Origin of the sequence: Anaerohalosphaera lusitana, assembly GCF_002007645.1 — a bacterium.
Lineage (GTDB): Bacteria > Planctomycetota > Phycisphaerae > Sedimentisphaerales > Anaerohalosphaeraceae > Anaerohalosphaera > Anaerohalosphaera lusitana.
The window spans coordinates 2,521,726-2,548,504 of record NZ_CP019791.1 but is presented as its reverse complement, the minus strand read 5'-3'; the positions used below and the strand labels follow the sequence as shown (position 1 = coordinate 2,548,504).

At 53.6% G+C, this 26,779-nt stretch carries 17 protein-coding genes and 1 tRNA gene; 7 read left to right on the top strand and 11 right to left on the bottom strand.

What is annotated here, in order from left to right; all coding sequences use genetic code 11:
* Nucleotides 1-355 precede the first annotated feature (355 nt).
* Nucleotides 356-2,998 (top strand): bifunctional acetaldehyde-CoA/alcohol dehydrogenase, encoded by a 2,643-nt coding sequence (adhE, locus tag STSP2_RS10330; protein WP_146662407.1) that lies wholly within the window; start codon nt 356-358, stop codon nt 2,996-2,998.
* A gap of 78 nt (nt 2,999-3,076) precedes the next feature.
* Here adhE and STSP2_RS10325 read toward each other — a convergent pair whose 3' ends face one another.
* Nucleotides 3,077-4,294, bottom strand: coding sequence for a glycoside hydrolase family 27 protein (locus tag STSP2_RS10325; RefSeq protein ID WP_146662406.1), 1,218 nt, complete (start codon nt 4,292-4,294; stop codon nt 3,077-3,079).
* 75 nt (nt 4,295-4,369) lie between these two features.
* A tRNA-Gly gene (locus STSP2_RS10320) sits at nt 4,370-4,440 on the bottom strand.
* 178 nt (nt 4,441-4,618) lie between these two features.
* Here STSP2_RS10320 and STSP2_RS10315 point away from each other — a divergent pair.
* Nucleotides 4,619-5,140, top strand: coding sequence for a nitroreductase family protein (locus STSP2_RS10315; RefSeq protein ID WP_146662404.1), 522 nt, complete (start codon nt 4,619-4,621; stop codon nt 5,138-5,140).
* Nucleotides 5,141-5,255: 115 nt separating this feature from the next.
* Here the strand turns inward: STSP2_RS10315 and STSP2_RS17930 are convergent, their stop codons facing one another.
* The 9 genes from STSP2_RS17930 to STSP2_RS10270 all read right to left on the bottom strand — a co-directional run bounded on the left by STSP2_RS17930 (nt 5,256) and on the right by STSP2_RS10270 (nt 17,509).
* Nucleotides 5,256-6,050, bottom strand: coding sequence for a type II secretion system protein (locus STSP2_RS17930; protein ID WP_169853133.1), 795 nt, complete (start codon nt 6,048-6,050; stop codon nt 5,256-5,258).
* 23 nt (nt 6,051-6,073) lie between these two features.
* The gene (locus STSP2_RS10305) at nt 6,074-7,648 is read right to left on the bottom strand and encodes an arylsulfatase (RefSeq protein WP_146662402.1); all 1,575 of its coding nucleotides are present in this window, start codon (nt 7,646-7,648) and stop codon (nt 6,074-6,076) included.
* A gap of 73 nt (nt 7,649-7,721) precedes the next feature.
* Nucleotides 7,722-10,448, bottom strand: coding sequence for a LamG domain-containing protein (locus STSP2_RS10300; protein WP_146662400.1), 2,727 nt, complete (start codon nt 10,446-10,448; stop codon nt 7,722-7,724).
* A 98-nt stretch (nt 10,449-10,546) separates the two neighbouring features.
* Complete coding sequence (locus STSP2_RS10295) at nt 10,547-12,637, bottom strand: LamG-like jellyroll fold domain-containing protein (RefSeq protein WP_146662398.1); 2,091 nt, start codon at nt 12,635-12,637, stop codon at nt 10,547-10,549.
* Between the two features lie 78 nt (nt 12,638-12,715).
* Nucleotides 12,716-13,450: a LamG-like jellyroll fold domain-containing protein gene (locus STSP2_RS10290; protein ID WP_169853132.1), complete on the bottom strand. Its 735-nt coding sequence runs from the start codon at nt 13,448-13,450 to the stop codon at nt 12,716-12,718.
* Nucleotides 13,451-13,484: 34 nt separating this feature from the next.
* Nucleotides 13,485-15,176, bottom strand: coding sequence for a LamG-like jellyroll fold domain-containing protein (locus tag STSP2_RS10285; RefSeq protein ID WP_146662394.1), 1,692 nt, complete (start codon nt 15,174-15,176; stop codon nt 13,485-13,487).
* Nucleotides 15,173-15,721: a sigma-70 family RNA polymerase sigma factor gene (locus STSP2_RS10280; RefSeq protein ID WP_146662392.1), complete on the bottom strand. Its 549-nt coding sequence runs from the start codon at nt 15,719-15,721 to the stop codon at nt 15,173-15,175. The genes STSP2_RS10285 and STSP2_RS10280 overlap by 4 nt, the downstream gene beginning before the upstream one ends.
* Before the next feature lie 223 nt (nt 15,722-15,944).
* Entirely contained in the window at nt 15,945-16,502 is a 558-nt protein-coding gene (locus STSP2_RS10275; RefSeq protein WP_146662390.1) for a DJ-1 family glyoxalase III, read from the bottom strand.
* 137 nt (nt 16,503-16,639) lie between these two features.
* Nucleotides 16,640-17,509 (bottom strand): proteasome assembly chaperone family protein, encoded by an 870-nt coding sequence (locus tag STSP2_RS10270; protein ID WP_146662388.1) that lies wholly within the window; start codon nt 17,507-17,509, stop codon nt 16,640-16,642.
* A 245-nt stretch (nt 17,510-17,754) separates the two neighbouring features.
* Between STSP2_RS10270 and STSP2_RS10265 the strand changes: the two genes are divergently transcribed.
* The 5 genes from STSP2_RS10265 (at nt 17,755) to STSP2_RS10245 (ending at nt 26,743) form a co-directional block, all read left to right on the top strand.
* A complete protein-coding gene (locus STSP2_RS10265) occupies nt 17,755-18,516 on the top strand; it encodes a hypothetical protein (protein ID WP_146662386.1) in 762 nt (253 codons plus the stop codon).
* A 375-nt stretch (nt 18,517-18,891) separates the two neighbouring features.
* Entirely contained in the window at nt 18,892-20,571 is a 1,680-nt protein-coding gene (locus STSP2_RS10260) for a flagellar basal body P-ring protein FlgI (protein ID WP_146662384.1), read from the top strand.
* A gap of 67 nt (nt 20,572-20,638) precedes the next feature.
* Complete coding sequence (smc, locus tag STSP2_RS10255; protein WP_146662382.1) at nt 20,639-24,214, top strand: chromosome segregation protein SMC; 3,576 nt, start codon at nt 20,639-20,641, stop codon at nt 24,212-24,214.
* Nucleotides 24,215-24,273: 59 nt separating this feature from the next.
* Entirely contained in the window at nt 24,274-25,503 is a 1,230-nt protein-coding gene (locus tag STSP2_RS10250) for a M16 family metallopeptidase (protein WP_146662380.1), read from the top strand.
* A gap of 13 nt (nt 25,504-25,516) precedes the next feature.
* Nucleotides 25,517-26,743, top strand: a complete 1,227-nt coding sequence (locus STSP2_RS10245; protein ID WP_146662378.1) for a M16 family metallopeptidase — start codon at nt 25,517-25,519, stop codon at nt 26,741-26,743.
* Nucleotides 26,744-26,779: the final 36 nt, after the last annotated feature.

The window sequence follows — 26,779 nt, the reverse complement described above, 5'->3', positions numbered from 1 at the left end:
CGAATCCATGTATATTATGCATAAAACCAGTCTCTTGTGCAATACTTTTCGGCCGATTCCAGCAGATTTTAGCAAATTATTGTGAATACCGGAACAATAAGCCGGGGCACGTAGATGTTTTTGTGATTTTTTTCATAACAACTTGCTTGACTATAAGTGGTTTTTAAGACAACACTTACGCAGCCTTACCGCGATCTATGCGGCATCTTGACCGCCAAATCTCAAGAAAAACACTTGAACAAACGCCTAGAGTTTGATAATTGTATATCGAGCAATAAATATCGAGCATAAAGTATCGAGCGCCCGACCACTGCTCGACACGAAACAAAGCAAGTATTACAAAAGGGAGATTAAGATGAACGACAAAACAAGAAAGAACAACGCGAACGGACAGGTCGCTGTGGCGGACCGCAAAGAACAAAACCGGATCGACCCCCTGGAGCAACTGGACGGCATCATCAACCGGGCCAAGATCGCCCAGTACAAGTACGCTTCATTCTCGCAGGAGCAGGTCGACGAGATCTTCTTCCGTGCTGCAATGGCTGCAAACAGCGCACGGATCTCCCTGGCAAAACACGCCGCCGCCGAGACAGGCATGGGGATCGTTGAAGATAAGGTCGTCAAAAATCACTTTGCATCTGAATTCGTCTACAACAAATTCCGCGACGCAAAAACCTGCGGCGTGATTGAACACGACACAGCGATGGGCGTTCGCAAGGTCGCCGAGCCTGTCGGAGTGATCGCGGGCATCATCCCGACCACAAACCCGACTTCGACCGCGATCTTCAAGGCCCTGCTCGCGCTGAAAACCCGCAACGCGATCATCTTCGCGCCGCACCCCCGTGCCAAGAAATGCACCGTCGAAGCAGCGAAGATCGTCTACGACGCCGCCGTAAAGGCCGGAGCACCCGAAGGAATAGTTGGCTGGATCGAAGAACCGTCTCTCGACGGCACCAGCCATCTCATGAAGCACCGCGACACCGCATTGATCCTCGCGACAGGCGGACCGGGTATGGTAAAGGCCGCATACTCTTCAGGCCGACCCGCAATCGGTGTAGGCAGCGGCAATACGCCCGCTATCATCGACGAAACCGCAGACATCGAAAATGCTGTAAGCTCTATCCTGGTCAGCAAGACTTTCGACAACGGCCTGATCTGCGCATCCGAGCAGTCTGTGATCGTCGCTGATGAGGTCTACAACGCGGTAAAGGCTGAATTCGCAAAGCGGGGCGCACTGATCCTCAACGATACGCAGAAAAAGAAGCTCGCCGGCACAATCGTAAAGGACGGCAAGCTCAACGCTGCTATCGTCGGCCAGCCTGCATACAAGATCGCACAGGCCGCAAACTTCGACGTTCGTGAAGACACAAAGGTTCTTATCGCCGAGGTCACGAAGGTCGGCACAGATGAGCCGTTCAGCATCGAGAAGCTCTCTCCGGTCCTCGCATTGTACAAGGTTTCGGACTTTGCCGCAGCAGTAGACAAAGCCGTCGATCTCGTCGAATTCGCCGGCATGGGACACACATCTGTCCTCTATACTAACCCCGACAACGACGAGCGCATCGCGGCATTCAGCGCACGCATGTCTACCGGCCGAACACTGATCAACATGCCCAGCTCGCAGGGCGCGATCGGCGACATCTACAACTTCAAGGTCGACCCGTCTCTCACGCTCGGCTGCGGCACATGGGGCGGCAACAGCGTAAGTGAGAACGTCAGCGTACAGCACCTGCTCAATGTAAAAACCGTCGCAGAACGCCGCGAAAACATGCAGTGGTTCCGCGTTCCGCCCAAAGTATACTTCAAGCGAGGCTGCCTGGCTGATTCGCTCAAGGAACTCTACGGCCGCAAGCGTGCCTTCATCGTAACCGACAAGCCGCTCTTCGAGCTCGGCTACACGAGAAAGGTCACCGAGGTACTCGACTCGATCGGCATCGAAAGCCAGGTCTTCGCCGACGTCAACCCGGACCCGGATCTGACGACGGTCGACAAGGGCCTTGCCGCGATGAACACGTTCAAGCCCGACACTGTCATCGCACTCGGCGGCGGTTCGCCCATCGACGCGGCAAAGATCATGTGGCTGATGTACGAGCACCCCGAGTCTCGCTTCGAGGATCTCGCGATGCGGTTCATGGACATCCGCAAGCGTGTCTGCAAGTTCCCCGAGCTCGGCAAGAAGGCGACAATGGTAGCTATCCCGACCACATCCGGCACGGGCTCTGAGGTAACGCCCTTCGCGGTCATCACCGATGACATGGAAGGCGTGAAATACCCGATCGCCGATTACGAACTGACGCCCGACATGGCGATCGTTGATCCGGACCTGGTACTCTCGATGCCCGCATCTTTGACAGCAGCGTCGGGCCTGGACGCGGTAACGCACGCACTCGAAGCACTGGCGGCGACAACGGCCACGGACTACACCAACGGCATCGCGATGGAATCGCTGAAGCTGCTGTTCGACTACCTGCCCGCTTCCTACAGGGACGGTGCGAACAACGTGAAGGCACGCGAAAAGGTGCACTACGCCGCGACGATGGCTGGTATGGCATTCGCCAACGCGTTCCTCGGTCTGTGCCACTCGATGGCGCACAAGCTCGGTTCCGCGTTCCACATCCCGCACGGCGTTGCGAACGCGATCCTGATACCGCACATCGTCAGATACAACGCGACCGACAAGCCGCGTAAGCAGGGTATCTTCTCGCAGTACACGCACCCGGTGAGCAACAAGGTTTACGCACGAGTAGCCGACTACCTCGGTCTGGGCGGCAGCAGGAACGAAGAAAAGGTCGAAAAGCTGATCGAAGCCCTGACCAGGCTCAGCGCCGAACTCGACGTGCCGACCACCATCAAGGACGCAGGCGTGACCGAAAAGGATTTCTACGGCAAGCTAGAGGACCTCACGGAACAGGCCTTCGACGACCAGTGCACCGGCACGAACCCGAGATATCCTCTCCTGAGCGAGATCAAGGAAATCTATGTTAAGGCGTATAAATAGCAACTAAAACCACACATTTACCTCCTCCTCCTCCAAACCCTCGGGGTTCCTCCTTCCCCGGGGGTTATTTTTGTCCACTCAAATCCGCTCATCAGGCGAAAACGGATTATCCTCAGCCGCCTTACCCTTCAGTGTCAGGACTACAACCCCATGCGCGGGCACCGCAAATTCAAGCCCTGACTCATCATCAACCTTGATAAACTTATGAGCCCAAACATCACGAACGGTATACCCTGTATCAGCAAGCCCAACCTCCGCGGGCTCGAAGCCGATCACAGCCTCAGCTTTCGAACGGTTCAGCAATGCAACCGCAACCACCCCGCTGTCCACAGCACCCAACGGCCGCGCCCACAACTCATATTCACCATCGTCCCTCAGCCTTCTCGCCTGGTACACCAGCGGATCCTGATTTATCGCGATCATCTCCGCATTCGTCAGTATCTCCACCGTCTCTTCCGTCATCGATCGCAGATCATTACCCGCCAGCAGCGGCGACGCCATCATGCACCACATTGAAAAATGCGCCTTGTCCTCCTCATAGCTCATCCCCCTGCCCACCTGCAGCATATCCATATCATTCACGTGGCCCGGCCCGGCATACTTCCACAGATCTGCATTCAGATCAATGATCCTGGTGATCGACCCAAAGTCGGCCTGAATATCACCCGAAATTCTCCATGAATCCGCTACATCGATAAACCATTCCCCCGGAAACTGCCACCTGCAAACATTGTAAACCACGTCCTCACGGATCGAGCGTATCGTCTCACCTATCTCCGTATAACGGGACGGTTCATCGAGCCCAAGCCATTCGCCCCCGCACCAGTCAACCTTCATAAAATCATAGCCCCACTCCTCGAGCATCAAACGCAGGTCCTGCTCCGTATGGCCGTAAAGCCCCACGCCGTACCCCTTCGGATCGTTATCCCACTTGCTCGCACAAGTATCCTTCCCCGCATCGCTGTATATCCCAGCTTTGAGCCCCTTTGAGTGTATATAGTCCGCAACCGCTTTCATGCCGTTGGGAAACTTCTCAGGATGCGAAAACAGCTTTCCATCCTCATCACGGCCCCCAAAATAGCCGTCATCTATATTGACATACTCATACCCCGCATCAGCCATCCCGCTGGAAACCATCGAGTCCGCCTGGGCCTTTATCAGCTCCTCATTGATATTTATGCGGTAGCTGTTCCAACTGCTCCAGCCCATTATCGGAGTCTCGGGCCTGGCCGACCCGCCGCAACCCGCAAACAAAAACGCAGCGAAACTCAAGCAAACAACCTCGAAGATCCTCATACACACCCTTTCAGAAGCTAATGTTATAAAATGTCCGCGCGCGAACACACACAGCAAGCGAAAAACCGGGAAGAATGCGGGTACAGGGAATCGAACCCTGGTATCCAGCTTGGGAAGCTGGCGCTTTACCACTAAGCTACACCCGCTGGGTGAGGTGCGAATTATAGACACACTCATACCTGCTTGTCAAATACTTTCTCGAACAATCCTTACACGATGAATCCCCTATAACTGAAACATCGTAACCGCCAAAAGCAACTGGTCAGAAATGCCGTCTCATGCTACAATAAACTTGAATTTTGCTTTTAAGGAAAGGAATACATAATGATCGAGCTTCTACGCAATCGTCGCAGCATCCGAAAATTCACCGACAAAAAGGTCGAGCCCGACAAAGTGGAGCTGCTCAAAGAGGCAGCTCTTCGCAGTCCCTCCTCCCGCAATTTCGATCCCTGGCAGTTCGTCTTTGTTGATGATCCCGAACTGATCACCAAGCTCGCAGAGTCCAAAACCCACGGCTCGAACTTCATGCTCCACGCCCCCTTTGCCGTCGTCGTCCTCGCCGACACCACCAAATCCGATGTCTGGGTTGAAGACTGCTCCATCGCTTCGATCCTTATCCAACTAACCGCCCAGAGCCTCGGGCTCGGCTCCTGCTGGGTACAGATACGCAACCGCAAATCCCCCACGGGCCGAACAAGCGATGAATATGTCCGCGAACTGCTCAACGCCCCCGAGAACACCGCTGTCGAGTCCGTCATCGCGATCGGCTACCCCGACGAACACCGCGAGCCCAAATCCAAAGACGAGCTCGACTTCTCGAAGATCATAAAAAACCGCTACGCATAAGACGGGCCAAACCAGGTCAACAAAAAAGGGCAGTGCATGGTCACATTCGATCTTGCACTGCCCTTCTCAATTATAATAATGCGGTCTCGGCTTTCACACAGCCTCTGCCGGCTGATCAATCATCACGCAAGCCGGGATAATCATAATCTTTGAACTTGTCCATCCACTCCGGCCAGCCTCCGTTTGGACCTTCATCCGTATCCCACACCCGGCTCCACTTCAGCGACCATAGCTCCTTGATATCCACCTTACTGACCGAACCGTCCATAAACGCTACATTGACCGCACCATCGTGCCTGTCCAGAGCCACACGCCACATGCTGTCCTGCCATGCGGCCGGGGGCAACGCACCGTCACTTGCCGGTGCAGTGTCTATGTTCTTTGGGTTAAGCGACCGCCACAGCCCGTCAACGAAAACCGGAACATCCTTTGCACCCTTGCAATGGAACTTCTTCCAGTAGTACGAAGTATCTCCATAAGTAGGACTCATCGCCCAACTGTTCATAGCAATGCTGCCGCTGTCATCTGTAGCATTGTTCAGGCTCCAGGCCTCATACTTGCCGCCCCAGTAGCCTATCCCCGCATTACCGTGCGGAACTTTACCCAGCTTCTTCGCAGACGGACAAAACCTTATGTCCGGATCGTTGTAGTAGTCCCGATATGCGTGATACCAAACGGAAGCCCCCTCTCCGCCTTCTTCATAACCCGTTCGGCCATCCTGCAGCTTGCCATTGTTATTCTGCGCATACAGCGCCACGCACAGACCCCACTGCTTCATATTGGACCTGCAAACGACCGCCCGCGCCTTTTCCTTGACCATACCCAGCGCCGGCATCATAATCGCCAGCAAAAGCGCGATTATCGAAATAACTACCAGCAGCTCTATTAAGGTGAATCCCCGTTTCTTCATTTTTTGTCTCCATTCAAAATTGTTTATGCCTGCCATGGATCATATAAATTGTTATAGTAAGGCGAATACAGCTTCCGCGTCGAGCCCCACACCTGAAGCTGCCCGTTCTGCACATATTGACTGCCGCGCTCACTAACGTGTTGGATCAGACGGTTACGCCACATCTCCAGCGTACTCGCCCATTCGGTCTTACCCGCCAGATCCTCGAGCTCGCCGCGTCCCTGCCGCATATCGAACAACTGTTCACTGCCGTCATACAGGAAGTACACGTACTTAAACTGGCCGTCCGTCAGCGAGATCCAGTGATTCTCCGCCGCGTAACACACATCGTGCTCCAGATCGATATACTCACGCCAGTCAGCCGTCTCGCCGCGCACCAGCTTGAGCATGCTCATCCCGTCCAGTGCGGGCGGTATGTCCGCGCCGGCCATATCAAGACACGTTGGCATAATATCACGCAGCTCAACCGGATTCGGAACAGAGGCCCCTCGCGAAATGCTCGCCTGGTAACCCTTCGGCCACCTCATGATCATAGGCACATGCGTACTGGCCTCGTACGCATAGGTCTTTCGCCACATATGATGATCCCCAAGCATATCGCCGTGATCGGCAGTGAAGAAGATCAGCGAATTGTCGTAAAGCCCCTTCTTCTTGAGCGTTTGGATGATCTTGCCAACCTGCTCGTCAATAAAGCTGACGTTGCCGTAATACCCTTTCCGCGAACGTTTCACCGTATCGACGCTCCGGGCTGCTCGCCACGAGCTGCTCGCGTAATTATTGTATTCTGCGTACTTATCGACCCAGTCGCCAATATAAGGCGCGGGCATATCGTCCTGCTCATACATCTCCCAGAACCGCTTGGGCGGATCATAAGGACTGTGCGGCCGGGCAAAACTGACCTTCAAAAAGAACGGTTCGTTTTTATCATACGTCTCTATGAACTCGGTCGCCATCCTGCCGGTCCAAGTCGTGGGATGCAATTTTTCGTCCAGCGCGTACTGCGCCGCTTCGTAGTCGTTCCAGCCGATGCCCGTAGCATCCGGATTCTTGTTCGGCGCAACCTCTGCAAACCACCTGCGGTAATCACTGATAAAGTCCGGCGACTCCACCCTGCCCGATTCATCCACGAGCGTACCGTGGAAACCGTGCAGCGTCTTCTGCGGATACCAGTGCATCTTGCCGATGCCGAACGTATAATAGCCAGAGTCACGCATCATCTGCGGCAGCTCCGCGGGATAACCGTTGCGAACCCTGCCGTAACCCAGCATCCCGTGATGCCACGGCGAAAGACCCGTCAGCAGACTCGAACGTGCCGGCGTACAGCTTGGCACAGATACATATCCGTTCTCAAACAACGCGCCGTCAGCGGCTAACGCGTCCAGGTTCGGCGTTTTGATAATAGAATTGCCCGCCGCACCGATACAGTCCCACCTGTGCTGATCGGATATAATGAACACAATGTTCGGCCTGTTCCGGCCAGCCTTGGCAGTCAAAGCATCGTTGCTTATTTTGACCCCCGCCCTGCCGATGGACCCGGTACCAAGAGCAAACGCTCCCGCAGTCATTCCCGCTCGTTTGAGAAAATCTCTTCTATCCATTCTATCGATACTCCTTCGCCAAACAACTAACTTGGCAGAAATTCAAATTATCGCGCAAACCTTCGCACCCGGCTTACAAACGTTGGATCATAGAACCGATCAGTTCCGCATAATCTTCCAGATCGACCCTGCCGTCGCCATTGAGATCACTGACCGTAACCGAACCGTTCACCGGCTGCATCACAGAAGCACCCGCCCCGCCGTACAGCCTGACGATCTCGCTGTGATCGAGAGCCCGCGAATAAACACTCACGCTGTCAATCTTGTCCACCGTTGACCCGAACGCATTGTCCGATATCTTCTCGATCACAGTTTCGCTCGCAGCCTCGGCAGTTGATCCTGCATCCCCGCCTGCAACCAGCAAGCCGTTTACGTACAATTCGACCCTCGCGTTTATGGCGTCATTCACGATCGCAATGTGGTGCCACGACCCGTCATAGAAGCCAGTATTCGTAAGTTCGTAAGACGCATCTAGCCCGACAGAATCGACTGTAAAGGCCTGCATCCCAACGCCTGCACTTGTTGTCTGCGACATCCAGAAACTCATCGTAAAGCCGTCGACACCGTCGAATACGCTCGCAGGCAGAACAACCGAGCTCCCATCGGTCAGCTTGACACACCCTCCGTCGAAGCCGTCAACGTTCCATACACCTGTCAGATCTCGCTGGATACTGCCGTCCAGACCGTTCCCGCTAGAATCACCGACCACATATCCGCCGAGCTCTTCAAAGCGGTACTCGGCCCGCAAACCTGCAGGCTCCGAACCGCTGGCCGAAACCATATACTCAGCCATCGCCCAGCCCTCGGCAAACAAAGCAATATCACCCAGATCAACGACGAAATCACCATCCAAGTCCGCCGTCGGTTCAGTGATCTCTTCACTGCCGGCCGGATGAATCATAACGTCATAAACGACTATCGAACCTGCCGCCCCGCCTGTCGAGCCGTCACCGGTCCCGATACGCATCTCGCTTACATTGGCAAGGTCAACACCGGCCGCCGCAAATTCGCTCAGCGCCAGCGTGATTGTCGTCGCCTCATCATTGCTCACCAGTTTCTCACTTTGTAACGCCAGGTCAGCACTGTCTGTTCCGTCTGACAAACCAACAAACAAAGTCTCGCCCGCATTAGCTGAATCGCCCTGCATCGTCACCGACAGAACCTGCTCGCCCGACCAGTCCTGAACGCTCGCAAATGTCCTGCTGATATAGGATTGATACGGCACGGTTGTATTGTCGTAGCTGAGCGTAACCGCACCTTCCATCGCGTCTATCGTCGCCTGGGCGTTGCTGCCGTTCGCTGCTCCGTCCGTCCAGGTCCCCAGCAGATCGGCAGTGCTCACATAGCTGAAAAAGTCGTCAACCGTCGTATCCACCGGCACATAATCGCCCAGCATGTAAACCCATATATCCGTTCCTATCGAAAAACTCCATACAGGCCCGGAGTTGATCATCTCGCCACTGGCATCCAGCGAAACAACCTGCCAATCATAGGTGCCCGCTTCCAGCAGGTCCATCCCCGCTGCCCGCGCGATCTTCGCAAGCCCCACCGGCGCACCGGCATATTCACCCGCATTCACGAGCTGCTCACCGGCTGGAGCAAACATGATCCGATAGCTATCAACAAAATCATCCCCCGTCCAGTCCAGATATGCACTCGTCGCGACAATACTCGCACCATCCGCGGGAACCGGATCCGTCGCGCTGCCCGCCCCGACCGTAAAGCTCCACACATCCCCCGTATACTCCGTCCCGCCGTCCGTCACATCCACTCGCCAGAAATATGTATTGCCCAGCGTCAGCGTCCCCGCTGCAGGGACATAACTTGTTGCGCTTCCCGTAGAAACGCCGCTTATAATCTCATCACACGCCATCGTCGTTCCGATATTCACGTCATAATCAGGATTTTCCACCGCCCCGGCACTCCAGCTCAGAACAGCATCCGGGGAGACATGATCTTCACCATCACCAGGCGAAGGCCCGTAAACATACGGCTCGTCACTGCCCGTACATAGCAAAAGAATTTCGCCCTCGCTAAGCTCATGATCGTAAACCCGCACATCGTCGATACCGCCCTCGATACCCATGGCCTTGCTCCACGTATCAAGCAAAGCCTCGCAATACCCAATATCGATAGGTGCCGCATCGCTGTTAATGGGGTTCGAAGTGTCCGAATCCGAGATAACATCGACCTCGCCGTCAATATAAAACTTAACATTTGCAACGCTGCTCTGACCGTCTGCAAGCGTAACCGCCACATGGTGCCACTGACCGTCATTAACCGATGTTGAACCCACTGCGTACCCTCCGCCAATTTCAACACGAAGCCGACCCGTAGACGAATCATCGATCTTAAATGTGAACCGATGGCCGAGACCGTTCGCCCAGTTATCACCCCAAGTTACGATCCCACCTCCGCCCTCAGCTAATGACGCGGTCGGATCCACATTGATCCACGCCGAAATCGTGCGACCCCCTGCACCGGGAATCCCGTTTACAGGTGTATCTATACCCTTGCCTGCAGCCAGCTCCAGAGCATAACTGTTACCGCCGGGAACAGGCGGTATATCCGTACTCTCCCAGGCGGCTGTCCCTACTATTGCGCCATCGTCGGCAGGCGAATCGACAGCACTTGCAGCCGTACTCCCACTTCCGTCATCAAGTTTCCAGTGACCGACCAGACTCGCATAACCCGCCTGGCTGACAAATAATAAAATTGCTATAATTGCAAATAGTTTCGAGCACCGTCTCATGATCCGCCCCAGATTAACAACCGGCACAAAGCTCTTTTTGAAACTCATATCGCCACCCAAAAAGTGAAAGTTCCCGACCCGACCTCTGCCGAGCCGGGAACACTAAAAGCTGTGTCAATTAGCCGAAATGATTTCAGCTCACTCAATTATTGACATTCAGGCACAAGGCCGCATTCCATCCAGCTTGCTGCAAACTCTGCAAAGTCATACAGATTGACAACACAGTCCGGTTCGCCGTCAGGGCCTGTAATATCCATCGCCGGCTGTGTAAGACATGTGGACTCACCAGTGTAATTCGCGTACAGCACTGCCGCCTCTACATCCGTCAGACCATAGTTGTAGATCGCAACCTCGTCGATCTGACCGGGGAAGGGATCGCCCCCAGCACTCGTTTTTGCACCGATCACAACCGGTGTATCCACGCCATTGTCCAGTGCACCGCCTGCAGTTCCGATCAGCTCGCCGTTGACGTAAATTCTGTACTGACTGCCGTCAAAACCAGCCGCAACATGTGTCCACTCATTCGGAACCACAACACCGTTGGTAGACAGGAACGACGAATAGTTGTACAGCCACAGACCCGCGTTTCCATCCTCAGTACCGCGAAGTACCAGGAAGAAAAAGTCTGTATCTGCACCATACGCAGTACCTTTTGCAACGATACCGCTGCCGTAGGTGGCAGGGCCGGTGCCGTCCCACTTGATCCAGGCACTGATACCATACTGGCCCGTAAATTCAGCAGGGTTCCACGTGCTGGCCGTCGCCCAGGCATCCTGATTAGGCGTGATCGCGCCGGTAGCGCTGCCGTCCCAGCCTGCAGTGAATACAGGCGTGCCGTTAGGATCTGCATTGTAGCCGTTGACGACGTCCAGATACTGACCGTTTGCATAGTCGGCCTGATCCAGCGTCCACTTGGCAAGCATACGCTTGACGCCTACAGCCGCCGCATCAGAAGTCGTACTGCCGTTACCGCTGATGGCAACTACACACGTATAGGTACCTTCATCAGCAGCCGAAGCACTGGCAACTGTATAGTCAGCAGACGTCGCCCCGGTTATTGCCGCCCCGTCAAGCTGCCACTGATACTCAAGATTCGACATATCACCGGTCAGAGGATTCGTAGCTGTAACACTCAGCGTAAAGCTATCGCCCTCACCAACCATCACATCAACAGGTTGACCCGTAATGACAGGACGTGCGGGAATAGTCTCAAAGCTCCATACAGGTCCCTGATATATCGTACCAGTGCCGGGCTCGATAGCGTCGACACGCCAGTAGTACGTCGTCTCAAACGCCATATCACCCGTACCAAATGGATCATAGCTGGTTGCTGTTGTACCTGTAAGCTTGCGGTCTGCAGTTCCAAGATTCGGATCCGTACCGAAATAGACATTGTAGCCGTCCGGAACGTAATTGCCGGGAGCTTCCCAGCTAACCGCAGCATCCAGAGCAACAAGCGTCGCTCCGTTTGCAGGGCTGACTACCTTTGCATAGTCCTCACTGTACAGGGCCGCGACCTCATTCGCTGCCAGAGCATTGTCATAAACGCGAACTTCATCGATGGAACCGATCAGTTCCATTGCACCTGCCCAGCCGAGATCATAGAAAGCCTTACTGTAGCCTACACTCATATTTGCCGGATCACTGTTAATTGGGTTGGCATCGCCAAAATCAGCAACAGCATCTTCGACACCATCAACATAAAATTTCACATTGGATGTGCTGGTTTCACCTTCAGGAACCACAATCGCCACATGATGCCACTGACCGTCTGTCACCGAAGTCGTGCCGATCGAAAACCCGCCGGCAATCTCACATCTCAGCACACCGGAATCATTGTTGATCTTGAAAGTGAAACGAGTCCCCAGACCGGTTGCACTATGATCGCCGTAACTGACTATTGAGCCGCCGTAATTACCGTCATCTACCTTGACCCATGCTGCGATTGTACGAGCACCCGCACCCGCAATGCCCGCAACAGGGGTGTTGATACCTGTACCTGAACTGCCGTCCAGCACAAGCATTGCCGAACTGCCGCTCGGAACCGCCGGAATATCGGTCGTGTCCCATGCGGCTCCGCCTACGATCGTTCCATCCTCGTCAGGTGAGTTAATAGCACTGACAGCCGTATCACCGCTGCCGGCCTCCAGTTTCCAGTGACCGATCAGATCGGCCATGCCGAACTGGCTCACGCACAAGATCGTACATAATGCAATTATAATACTTAATCTTTTCATAGCGAATCATCCTCAGCTAAACAGCAAAACATACTGCTCCGGACTCCAACGAGCCCGGAACAGTCAACGAAGGCCAAACTACTTTCGTTTTCTGGAAGAAATAAGACCAAATGCACCAATTGCCAACAGTGACATCGTTGCAGGTTCCGGAACCAGTGCTGCAACCTCACTGGAACTGAGTTGCTCGTCATAAACCCGAACGTCATCCAGTCCGCCGATCAGTTCCATTGCACCTGCCCAGCCAAGGTCATAGAACGCCTTGCTGTAACCAATGCTCATCTCAGCAGCGTCACTGTCAATTGGATTTGCGTTTCCGTAATCAGCAACAGCATCCTGTTGACCGTCTATGTAGAACTTTACGTTAGCGGTGTCGCCATCACCCTCAGCAGTCGTTAGCGCAACATGATGCCACTGGCCGTCAGTCACGGATGTCGTACCGATAGAAAATCCGCCTGCAATCTCACATCTCAGTACGCCGGAATCGTTGTTGATCTTGAAAGTAAAACGCGTCCCCAGACCGGTTGCACTATGGTCACCATAACTAATGATAGATCCGCCGTAATTACCGTCATCGACCTTGACCCATGCAGAGATCGTACGAGCCCCCGCACCTGCGACACCATTAATACCGGTATTCAGACCGTCATCACCGTCCAGTATCATATCGCCTGAACTGAAAACTGGATCACCATAAATTGTCCCGCCCGGATTCTGCGGATCATCAAAGGTCCACTGACCGACCAGACCGCCAAAACTGACCTGCGCGACGAGCGCAACAACCACCATCGACAAAATTACTCTTGCTTTCATCATACTAACCTCCATACAAAAAATTAGAAAAACACTTCTACTTCTTACTAAGCCGTGACGCAGAATACTGCGACTCTATCGCCTCGACACTTAACGCATGATCATAGATCGCAACTTCAGCAACACTCCCCACAAAATCTTCGTCTCGCTCCCCTCGCATAAATGCCTTGCCCTCATCAAACACTGAACCAATATAAAGCTCCTCGCATGTCAAATCTTGACCGCCTGCATTCCTTTCTAACCTCTCCTGGTCCTCAGCCACGATCTCACCTGAAACAAGCCTGCCGTCCACGTATATCCGCTTGTTGCCGTCTCTATCCACTGTCAAACCTATATGATGCCATTCGCCCTTGCTGAAGACACCTTCCACATCCTGCCTTCCCCACTCGCCAAATTCTGTAGAATAGTAGAAATGGCTCAGATCACCTTCCACATTAGCTACCAGGTAACCATACCGTCCTTCACCGCTCAGAATGAAATATCTCTTGTCATCACTCCCGCCGCTTACGTCATCCGCCCCGCTTATCTCGGGCCTTACCCACATTGTGGCCGACCACGTACTGCTTGTCTGTCGCAATCGGTCCAGGTTCGGCACATACATATACCCCTTACCCGACAACTGTACCGCCGAACGCACTACACCGTTGCCCAGCTCCGGACCGCTGGTGAAATCAACCTCTCCAACGTATTTGGCCGGACAATCCACTAATGCCGTATTGTTGGCACTTTCAGTATCATCATCATTCATCTGCCAATACCCCTGCGGCTGATCGCGAAGTACAGCCAGCTCATACATGGTGGGAACGTCCTGCGCGAAAATCTCTGGCCTGAATTCAGTTGTTCTTACCCTGCCCGAACGCTCCACACGGGCCGCCTGATTGGCAAAGAGCCGCTGCTCAGACTGAGCCCCGGACTGCTTAGAACTCACACCCACCTGACCTTTAAAAACATGAGCAGCCGTACCTTCCGAAGGCTCAAACGAAACGCCGAACTCAGTTCCATAATCGACGATCGCAGCCTCAGGCGTAATGACTGCAAACCCCTGCGCCCTTTTCGGCACCCTGCTGAAAACCTTGCCATTCTCAAGGGCAACAGCGTTATCTCCCTCAAGCAAAAGGTCCACACTGCCCCGAAGCACAAGCTCCGCACCGCTGTCCATCAGAATACGTGCATAACCCCCGCGAAGCGTAAACTCACCCTGCCTTAGCACATCGCCTACTTCAGGCTTTCTATCACCATCCCACACAGAGTCCATTGTCTCCGCGAGGATCGCAACTGGCTCTCCCTGCGGTGCGATGACCGGCAGCGAAAGGATCATTATCAGCACGATGCTGGAAACAACAGTTATCGCCAGCAGTAGTCGCGATATACGCGTCTTCTGCTTTGTCGGCCTGGCGCCAGAGTGTCTCTGGGCCTCATTAAGTACGTCCCGATCCTTATCAGCTCGGACCTCCACTGCCTCCGCGGTCCGTTCCGTTTCAGCAAGCGCCATCCATGCTTCCGCATCAAGCACTGCCGAATCGTCATTACGGATGGCTTCAATCGTCTGACTGTAGGGCTCACATTTTACAAGCGAAGACGCAATTCCAACGTACTTGACATAATAGTCGACACAGTCGCTGTCCTGTTCAAGAATACTGTACAGTTCAGCTCTCTGCGAATCGCTGATCGTTCCTTCAAGCGACGCTGTTGTCAAATATTCAATTCTGCGTTTAGTGGCCTCTGTCATTTTCCGCCCCCCATTTTCATCTCAACACAGGCAAGCAGCTTGCTGTTAGTCCTTGACAAAGATTTGTAAACGCTGTTGAGACTTAACCCGAGCTTCTTTGCGATCTCCTGCGGCCGCACTCCATGGAAATATCTGAGATTGACCAGCTTTCGCTCCCGCTCCCGCAGTCTCTTGATGCAGTTTCGAAGCGCCTCAACGCGCTTGTCCGTCTGCCTGCTGTTCTCAGCCGCCTTTTCCGCAACATCCCTGAAAAGCTTGTCATTAAACTGAATCGTTTTTTTAGCCTTCTTGCGCCTGTAATCCATGACCAGATAGTGTGCAACCTTCATCCCCCAGGCCGCAAAATCGGTCCCAGGCTCAAAATCACCAAACTTTCGCCACATAACCCCCAAACAATCCTGCATCACATCCTCGGCATCCGAATAATTGGGCACCAAAGTCAATATAAACGCAAAAATGCGCCTCTGGTCCCTGTAGACGAGCTTGATGAACCGCTCCGGCGACCCGATTTTCTCGTTTGAATTGTCAGCAGGAATATTGCCCATCAACGAACCTGGCCAAATAATAAATAGTAGTACTTCCAGACAAAACTGGTTAGCTTTTCACCCAGATACCGATAAAGGTAAACAATTCCTGACAGAAAAATCAAAAAAATCTGGTAATTCACAATTGCCGACACATATCCAGATCATTGCCCAGATAGTATAAAAAAAAGAACGCAGCATCAGCCACGCTCTTGCATTCACACATCAAAATGTATGTACCGGTCTATTTATTAACGAGCATCGCGTCCGCGATCTCTTTCGCCTTGTCCCCGCCGAACAACTGATTCACCAGCTCAACCGAGAATGCCAAAGCCGTCCCCGGCCCCTGGCTCGTCACACAATTGCCGTCCACCACGACCGGCTCATCAACAAATTTCTCACAATCCATCTGCTTTTCGAAGGCCGGATAACACGTCGCACGTTTGCCCTTGAGCAGCCCGCGTACACTCAAGACAACCGCAGGCGCTGCACATATCCCGGCATACAGTTTCCCATCCCTCGCCTGAATATCCAGCATCGCCTTAAGGCCTTCACTGTTTGCCAGCCGTTCAGCACCGGGCATACCGCCGGGTAAAACGATAAGATCGAACGGCTCCCCCTTGACATCATCCACCAGCACATCCGCTGTCATTTGCACGCCGCGTGACGCCTTTATCTCCTTTTTATGACCTGTCGCAGCAACCGTCACCTCCGCACCGGCCCTGCGCAGCGTATCTATAATAGTAACCGCCTCAATCTCTTCACTTCCGTCGGCGATCGCGATCAGAACTTTCTTACTCATGGTGTCCTCCAGCATTAAAGTATCATTTCAAATTCAAAAGCAATCGCTTCAGACGATTGAATTACTTGGCATCTTTATGCCCTGCCAAAAACAATGCCCATCCACTCCCCAGGATCAACACTCTTAACCCCGCAAAGTCAATCGAGACTTACGCCCCTGTTCTCCAGCCACCGTTTCAGGTCACCCATCTCATGATCGATTATTTCCTTGTCATACATCTGTTCCAGCTTGCCGATATTTTCCGAAAGCTCCGGCACTTCCTTGACCGCCTCCGTAAGACGTTTTTCGAATTCGTCGCTGAGAAAACGCAGATCGTGCAGGTTGATCTTCACATCCATAACGCGTGTAAGATTGCGCAGCACAGCCTCTATGCACTTGGGATTCTCCCCCTGCACATACGCGGGCACCGCGGCGACCACGTTTACCATTTTCTTGTTTCTGGCCGGGCATTCAGCCGCCAGATATGTCGTAAAGCTGGCCGGCCCTTCGTACTCGGACATGCTAAAACCTTGATCCTTGAGCTCAGAACGCAGATTTTCGTCCGAAACCGAAAAGAACATGCTCGGGTCCCGCGTGTGCGGAACCAGCCCAGCCACGCTTCCGATGAACACTATCTGCTCAATGCCGAACACTTCACAGAACTCGAAAATGCAGTCGGCGAAACCTTCCCAATTGAGATTTGGTTCCTTGCCGGAAAACAGGACAAGATCTTTTGAGTCGTCATAATAAAAGACGTTCTCAGGCGTCTGATATTCTGCGACAACTCCGTCCACTATCCTGGTATGGGGTCGAAAAAGAGTGGTGGTTTCCATAGTGCCCGGAAAGTTGTAAATGTAGAAACCTTCGGGGTTTATCTCAGCGATCTCGCGGGCCCTGCTGTCCTCGATAAGCCATTGCACCGTCCCCGTGGAAACCTCGCCGCCGTTCATCCAGCCGGAAAATCCAAGCAGCAAAGTCGGGTTCTTCATATTGGGTTTTTCAAGGATGTTTAACATCTGCGCACTCATAATCTAAGGTCTCCTTTTATTACGATTCTAACTGCTCAGCGATCCATGTCCAGACTTAAAATGCCGTTTGAAGCCTCCGGACCCATTATCCATACGAATGACAGATTAGACGGGTTTTTATCGACTGTCATTCTGCAAAATCCACCATATCCAGCTTTATTTGTTTTCTTTTGCGCTGCTGAAGGGTAGAATGTAAATAAGGAAACTGTTACGGCAGTACTTGAATAATACGCGGAGGTGTCATTATGACATGGTTTCTGCTCACTCTCATCGTATTTGCTCCCAAGATAAAAGAGGTGCCGCTTGCGCCAACCGAGCAGCAGGTTGACACCCGGTATGCACATACGAATTCGCACATTGACGACGCAATGGCTGATGACGATCCCTCTGTTTCACAAGCCGAGCTCGATCGCCGCAAAGCTCGTAATGAACGAATAGCACAATACCGGAGCAAATATGGCCGCTTGTCTGGCAGGACTCGCGAAGAAGACCCGCAACCCGCCTCAAACAATGCACAGCAAATTGACGCCAGGTCACTGCTGGAATCAAAGATCGATTTTTCTGTTTTTAAAGAAGATATGACCGTGGAGGATGCGTTCGATAAACTTCAAGAGTCCGGACTGCCACTGATCGTCATGTGGCGTGATCTCGAAAGAAACGCGTTCGTCGACAAGACAACCACCCTCGGCGTCGAGGGCAATGGCATTATTCCAATGAAGAAGGCGCTGGACCTGATCCTCAAGGGCGTCAGCAGTTACGACACCCGCTTGGTCTATGTATGCGACGGAGGAGCCGTTACCGTCGCCACAGAACAGGCAGACATCGTCAAACATTACCTGGAAGTCTACGACATCGCCGAGCTTGCCGGCTCTGGCATGTTCCTCAACAATCAACGCAACGGCCGAGGTGGATCATACAGCAACCAGCAAGGCTATGGAAACGGAGGCTACGGAGGCAACTACCAAGGCGGCGGATTTAATCGCGGTTCCGGCTATTCAGGACGGTGACAATACCTTGGCATCCAAGTATTGCGCCTACATACAACCTTATTTAAAACAGAAACAAGTTTTTCGTGCCTTTCATGTAACATAAGAGAGTCGGTTGCGCCCTTACTATATCAAACTTGGCAACTTTCCTGTGTTACACATCCTTTTCTAATGCATGCGGAAACAATGCAGGCACTGCGGTTACTTTGCGGGCCCATACACAATATGTTGTGATTTATGGTGAGTTGCGGGCGTATTGTGGATATTATTCTTGACTTATCGGGCCAAGATGTCTAACCTCTTAGTTTGAATTTATGCCCGCTGGCTGGAGTGGCGCCTTTTCGATAAATCAGTGATTTCTGAGGCGGGTAGTACACATTTAGAGGACCATTTGCCATGGGGAAAAAACTGTATTCCATGATCACGGATAAGTTCTTTGCATGCAAGGGTTTGCCGGCGCGTTTGGGCGTGTTTTCTGCCTTGCTGATTGCTCTCGCCGTATTGGCGTGCGGATGCGGGGACACTTACGTTATGGATGACGAGTCACTCGAAAAGCCCGTGGAACTCGATCGCACGATCGGTTCGCTGGCTAATATCTATCAGTCCGGCGCGGTTCGCGTAAGAGGCTTCGGCATCGTGGCCGGGCTTGCGGGCAGTGGTTCCAGCGAATGCCCCCCTGCTCTTCGCAGTGAGCTGGTAAAATTTTTCAAGCAGCAGACCGGCATCGTTTCGACGGAAGAGGCGAACGCGTTCATTGACAGTAATGATACCGCCGTCGTGGTAGTTTATGGCGTAATACCACCTCTTGCGATGAGTGAGGATCATTTTGACATAAAGGTCGAGGCTCTTCCCAATACCCAGACGGCTTCGCTAGCCGGCGGCAGGCTCTATACTACCGACCTCAAGGAAATGAGGCGGGTGCAGAGTATCGGTCAGTATGCCAAGACGATCGCTGTGGGTGAAGGGCCGATATTCCAGAATACGCTCAGTGACGATATCGAAGAGCGGACCGGCTATGTGCTGGGCGGCGGTACGGTCAAAAGACCTGTGCAGCTTTCCATCGGACTCATCGAGCCGAACTATTTTACCGCAAGCGCTGTACGCAACCAGCTTAACAACAGATTCGGGCCGAACACGGCAAACGCCAAATCGCCCGCTGAAATACAGTTCAAGTTCCCTAATGAATATCTTGACCAGCGTGCCAAGTTCATTGAGATGGTCAAACAAAGTTTCCTCGTTTCAACTCCAGAACTGGAAAAAAGACGCATCGAACGGCTGGTCAATCAACTCGCGACCGAAGACAACAAGGCGGCGACAGCAGTGGCGATTGAGACGATCGGTGCAATGGCGATAAACCGCCTCGCGCCGCTTATGGGAAGTGATGACGAGTCGGTGAGATTCTTTGCTGCCAGCACGGTGCTGGCAATAGGTGATGACCGCGGCTATCCCGTTCTCAATGATATCGCGGCAAATCCCAACAGCGATTACCGCATAGCGGCCATCAGAAGCATCGGTCAGAACGCGAAAGTCAGACAGATAAAGGAAGCACTACGACCAATACTGGCTGATCCCTCGCTCGATGTCAGAATGGCGGCCTACGACCAGTTACTCGACGTGGGCGATGTTTCCATTAACCGCAAGGCTGTGGGAGCTGACTTCTTTCTTGATACAGTAATCTCAGGCGGCCCCGACGCAGTATACGTTGACCGCTCGGAGCTGCCCCGGATAGTGCTATTCGGATCGCCCGTCGAATGCAGCAAGCAGATATTCGTCAAGACGCTGGATGACTCTGTGATCATCAATTCCGATATGGATTCTGATCGCATCAGCGTGATGCGTAAACACCCAAAACGAGCCAGGCTCGTAGGGCCGGTCTACTCTAATTATACCCTGAGGGAACTGGTACGAACGCTGGGCGAATCGCCTGTCACCAAAGAAGGCAGTTTAACAATGCCGGGTCTCGGCGTGCAATACGATACGATAATGTTCCTGCTTAATGAATTGGTGGAAACAGACGCAGTCGATGCCGGATTCACAGCGAGCCCTGTGCCTTCCATTAATTTCTCATGGCAGTAATTTTGAAATCTAACCCAAAAGATATACCGGAATTTATACGCGGCAAGATTGTCACGGAGGATAATAGATGAGACTTGAAAAGCTTGTGCTCAACGGATTCAAGAGCTTTGCGGATAAGACGACATTCGAGTTTAAGGAGCCCATCACCGCTATCGTCGGACCCAACGGGTGCGGCAAGAGCAACGTGGTCGATGCACTGAAATGGGTGCTCGGCAGCCAGAGCCCCAAGGGTTTGCGTTCGGGACAGATGACCGACGTCATATTCAGCGGGTGCAGCAGCAGAAAGCCCAGCGGTATGGCGGAGGTTGCTCTAAGCTTTTCCGGTGTGACCGGCAAGGGGCTCGACAACGACGAGCTTGAGATCACCAGACGTCTTTACAAAAGCGGCGACAGTCAGTACCTGATCAACGGCAAGGCCTGTCGGCTCAAGGACATTCGCGAGCTGTTCATGGATACCGGCGTGGGCGTAAGCGCATATTCGATCATCGAGCAGGGGCAGATCGATCAGCTTCTGCACGCCAGCAAAACGGACCGGCGTGTGATATTCGAAGAGGCTGCCGGCATCAGCAAATACAAGGCTCAGAAAAAAGAAGCGATACGCAAGCTTGACCGAACGGATCAGAACCTGCTCCGGCTCGCTGACATCGTCGCCGAGGTACAAAAACAGCTTCGCAGTATCAAGATGCAGGCGGGCAAGGCCAGGAACTACCTGGAGTACAGCGAACGCCTGAAAGAACTCCGCGTCAAGTACAGCCTGGCTGAGTACGACAAGATCATCACACAAACCAACGAAAAGAACACGGCCGTCGGCGAGCTCCGTTCGCAGTACGGGGAGGTTGCCGCCAGCGTTTCGAGCGCGGACGCGGCATTGAGTGAGCTTGCCGCAAACATAAGCGAGACCGAGGGACACATCAGCCACTGGGACAACACGCTGGTTTCCTCACGAAGCAAGATCGAGCAGCACATGGAGCGGATCAAGTTCCTTCGGGAAAGGATCGACGAGCTCAAGCAGCGCAAGCTCGATGCCAACGATGACATCGACAGGCTCAACAGCCAGACCAGCGAACACCGCACGGATCTGCGTGAATGCGAACGCAAACTCAGGGAAACCGAAGATGTTTACGGCCAGAAGAACGGTGAGCTTGAAGAGATGCAGGGCGTCATCACGCAGATAAACCATGAGTGTTCTGAGATCGAGGCAACGCTGCAGGACGAAAAGAGCGGCATCATCGACATCGTCCGCCGGACTGCTCATCTGCACAACGAAATACAGAGCATGAGCACATACCGAGAGAGGATCGCTGACCAGAAGAACAGACTTAACGGCAAAGCGAGTGAGGCCAGCGCACAGCTAGAGGACCTCCTGACCGAGCGTGCTCAATACAAAAGTCGCCTGGACGAGACGCACTCGATCCTGGAAGAGCTGCAGGCCAATCTGGAAAACAAGCGAAACGAACTGGAGCGAATAGATGCTAGCCGGGCCGAAGCGAGTGAGATGATCGCAGGCGAGAAAGAAAAACGCAGTGCGATAAACAGCGAGATCAGCGTACTTGCCGATATGGAGGCGAAACGCGAGGGCCTCAGCAAATCCGTCAAGGCGATACTTTCACAGGCGCAGGATTCGGCAGAAAGATACGATTACGTCGAAGGCATCGTGGCCGACATCGTCACCGCCGACATCCAGTATGCAGGACCTGTCGAGGCGGCCCTGGAAGGGCTCACGGATGCCCTCGTTGTCAACAGCACAGGCAGGTTCCTGGCGGATAAGGACACGATAGATAAACTGGAAAGCCGCGTAAAAGTTATCTGCCTGGACAGGATAGCCCCCTTCAACGACAGCAAAGACGTTTCCGGCTATCCGGGCGTGATCGGTCGGGCCTCGGAGTTCGTCAGTTTCGACGGCAGCTATTCAAGACTTGCATGGCAGTTGCTGGGCAAGACGATCATCGTTGAGAATATGGACACAGCAGTCGAGCTGGCCGGCGAATTCGGGGCCGGATACAAGTTCGTCACGAAAAACGGCGAACTGTTCGACGGCAACGCATGCGTGAATGTCGGTCCCGTGGGCAAGACGGCCGGACTTATCTCTCGTAAGAGCCGACTTAAGAAGCTGGAAAGCAATCTGGCCGAGGTTTCAACTGCGATCGGTCGCCTGGAAGACGAACTTCAGCAGAACAACCAGAAGACCGCCCACCTTGAAGGTCTTTGCAAGGAGCTTCGCACATCTATATATGAAGCGAATACCGAGCGTGTCGACACCGAGGCGAAGATCCGGGCACTGGATCAGAACATCGAAAGGATAAAGAACGAACAGCCCCTGATCACCAACGAGATAGAAACACTGGAACGCGAGATCGAAGAATCCGTCCAGAAGGAATACGATTCAAAGGAAAAGCTCGAAGAACTCGAAACTATAAATAACGAGCGGTCCAGCAGGATCGAGGAACTCGAGGCTCAGCTAGGCGAAAAGAAGGAGATGCAGGAGGCTCAGTCGAGTTTCCTCACGGAGCTCCGTATCGAGCTTGGCCAGATCGCCGAACAGAGACGCTCACTGCAGCAGAGGATAACCAGCCTGCAGAGTCAGTTGCAGCACAGCAGGATGTCTATCGAGCGTGCAAGGACCGACCTGCTCGGCTGTGACGAACAGGTAAGACAAACCGAGCGAAATATTCTCTCTGCCGAGTCGGCTGTCTCCGAACTCTACCTCGCCAAAGAGACCGCCCAGAAGAACAGCCTGAAGTACCACGACAAGATCGGCCAGTTGAGACAGCAGCGGGACGAGACCGAAGAGTCCATCAGGGAGCAACGGTCGATGCAGTCCGAGCTCGAATCGCAGATACACCAGATCGAACTCGAGCTTTCACAGTTGTCCGTACGCCACGAGGACCTTGTCCAGCGAGTTGCAGAAGAACTCGAAATGGACATCGAAGAAGCATACGAAGGCTTCGAACAGGAGGACACGAACTGGGACGAGGTTCGCGAAGAGATCGCGATGCTGCGTAAAAAGATCGGCCGACTGGGCAACGTCAACGTCGACGCGATCGAAGAACAGCAGGAGCTTGAAGAACGATACGAGTTTCTGGCTGGCCAGGTCGAGGACCTCAATCAGAGCAAAACACAGCTCGAACAGCTCATCGCCAAGATCAACAAGGAAAGCGTCGAAAAGTTCAGCGAAACGTTCAAGGACATACGCAAGAACTTCCAGACCGTTTTCCGCAAGCTCTTCGGCGGCGGCAAGGCCGACATCATCCTCGAGGACCCGGACGACATACTCGAGTGCGGCATCGAGATCATGGCCAAGCCCCCCGGAAAAGAAACGCGAAGCATCAGCCTGCTGAGCGGCGGCGAAAAAACCATGACCGCCATGGCGATACTGTTCGCCGTATTCAAGAGCAAACCCTCGCCCTTCTGCATCCTCGATGAGGTCGACGCAGCCCTTGACGAAGCTAACAACGAACGATTTAACCTGATCGTCAAAGAGTTCCAGGAAATGTCACAGTTCGTCGTGATTACCCACTCAAAACGAACAATGAGTATTGCGGATGTGCTCTTCGGCATTACAATGCAGACGCAGGGAATCAGTAAAAAGATAAGTGTAAGATTTGACTCACCGGACAGCGAAAGCGACGCAGCGGTAGCTTGACGGATCAAGCAGCTTGCCTGTAAACCCCGGTCGACAACAAAAACCATGAGAAGGCGAATATGAGCAGCAAAGTTGAAAAACGTGTATTGAAAAACGGGATGGTCATTCTCGGCGAGCATATGGATCAGGTGGAATCGGCGGCATTTTCGTTCCTGCTGCCCTGCGGCGAATCCCTCCTGCCTGAAGGCGTATGCGGCGCCGGCGAGGTCATTAGCGACTGGCTGGTCCGCGGCGCGGGCGACATGGACAGCCGCCAATTGAGCGACGCCCTCGAAGGCCTCGGCCTCCACCACAGCGAACACGTCTCCAGCAGTCACCTCACGCTGGGCGGCGTACTCGAATCGAGCAACCTGATCGAAGCATTGCGGCTGTACGGCGACATCATATTAAACCCGAAGCTCGATGGCGAACAGTTCGAAATGTCCAAACAGCTCGCAATGGCCCACCTCGCCGGACTGGACGACGACCCCAGACAAAAGGTCATGCTCGCGGTCCGAGAGCGATTCTATCCCTATCCGCTCGGCAGACCAGCTATCGGCAAGGAAGATGAACTCAAGGCCCTGACAGCAGATCAGGCTCGCAAGATCGCGCAGGAACGTGTAACCCCTGCAGGAACGATCTTCGCGGTCGCCGGCAAGTTCGACTTCGCCCAGCTTTGCAGCGAAATGGAAGCCCTGTTCAGCATCGACAAACCCGAGCCCCCAACACAAGCCAACCCAGGCGAAAAAGGCCCGAAATACGAACACATCGAATACCCAGGCGCCCAGGTGCATCTTGGCATGATGACACCCGCGGTAACAGTCGACCACGAGGACTACTACAAAACTCTGCTGATGGTTTCTGTGCTCTCCGGCGGAATGAGCAGCCGCTTGTTCACCGAAGTACGCGAAAAACGCGGCCTGTGTTACGCAGTCGGCGCGAGGTATCATGCCTTGAAGGGACATGCGGGCGTAAACTGCTATGCAGGCACCACGCCCGACAAGGCACAGGAAACGCTGGATGTGATCAAGGAAGAATTCGCAAAGCTCGAAAACGGCATCGATGACGAAGAGCTGGCCAGCGCCAAGGCCGGACTGAAGAGCTCGCTGGTCATGCAGGGCGAATCGACATCCTCCCGGGCTGGCGGAGTTGCGAGCGATTACTACTTCTTGCGACGTGTCAGAGAAATAGAAGAGATCAAGGCCGGCATAGAAAACATCACCAAGGCGGAGCTCGAAACATTCTTGAAAGAGAACGCATTCGAAGACTTCACGATCGTAACAATAGGTTCGAAAGAGCTGCAGGTTTAAGGCGCAGAGATATATGGAATTCAAGAAAACGACATTAGACAACGGCTTGACGATAATTGGCGAAGTCAATCCCGCGGCACAATCGTCTGCGGTAGGCTTCTTCACACGTACAGGCTCCCGCGACGAAAACGCACAGATAAACGGCGTCAGCCATTTCCTCGAACACATGATGTTCAAGGGCACCGACAAACTTTCCGCGCTCGAAGTCAACAAAGCCTTCGACCGGCTCGGCGCGAAATTCAACGCCTTCACCAGCGAAGAAAGCACGGTCTATTACGCCGCCGTTCTCCCGGAATACCTGCAGGACGTAACGGACCTGTGGTCCCAACTGATGAGACCGAGCCTGCGGGACGACGATTTCGAGATGGAAAAGAACGTGATCAAAGAAGAGATCGCGATGTACAAAGACATGCCGCAGTTCGACGTCGTCGACAAGTGCCGCGAGCTGCATTTCGGCGTACATCCCTGCGGACACAGCGTGCTCGGAACAAACGAAAGCATCGACGCAATGACCGCCGAACAGATGCGGGAATACTTCGCGAGACGATACGCACCGGACAACATGGTCGTCTCTGTCTGCGGCAACATCGACTTCGACGCAGTCGCTGATCTGGTCGCCCAAAAGTGCGGCCACTGGCAGCCCTCGAACGCGGGCCGCGAACCGACATGGTTCTCCGGCACCGGCGAATGCCGTGTCGAAGAAAACGAAAACCTCATGCGTGCACACATATGCCTCATGAGCCCGGCCGTCAGCATGCAGGACGAAAAACGATTTGCCGCATCGCTGCTTGGAACCATCATCGGTGACACGACCGGCTCGCGGTATTTCTGGCGGCTCGTTGACAACGCCCTGGCCGAAACCGCCGTTGTACATCTCGACTCGATGGACGGCGTGGGCGTCTACTACAGCTATGTTCAGTGCGACAAGGCGAACGTGAACAAAGTGCTCGATATCATTCGCGATGTGCTTGCCGAGGTCCACCGCGACGGCGTCACACAGGCCGAACTGGACAAGGCCCGCAATAAACTGCTCAGCAGCATGGCGATTCGCAGCGAACAGCCGATGGGCAGACTCGTGGGCCTCGGCTTCAACTGGATGTACCTGCAGGAATATCGCAGCCTTGCCGACGACGTCGAGGCGATCCGTGGTGTTACGCTTCAGGACATCGACGCGCTGCTGGCGGAGCACTCGCTCAGCGAGTTTACGCAGTATGTGCTAACGCCTCCGGTCGCAGAATAATTTTTAGTGAAAACTGTATTGGACAGAATATTTGAG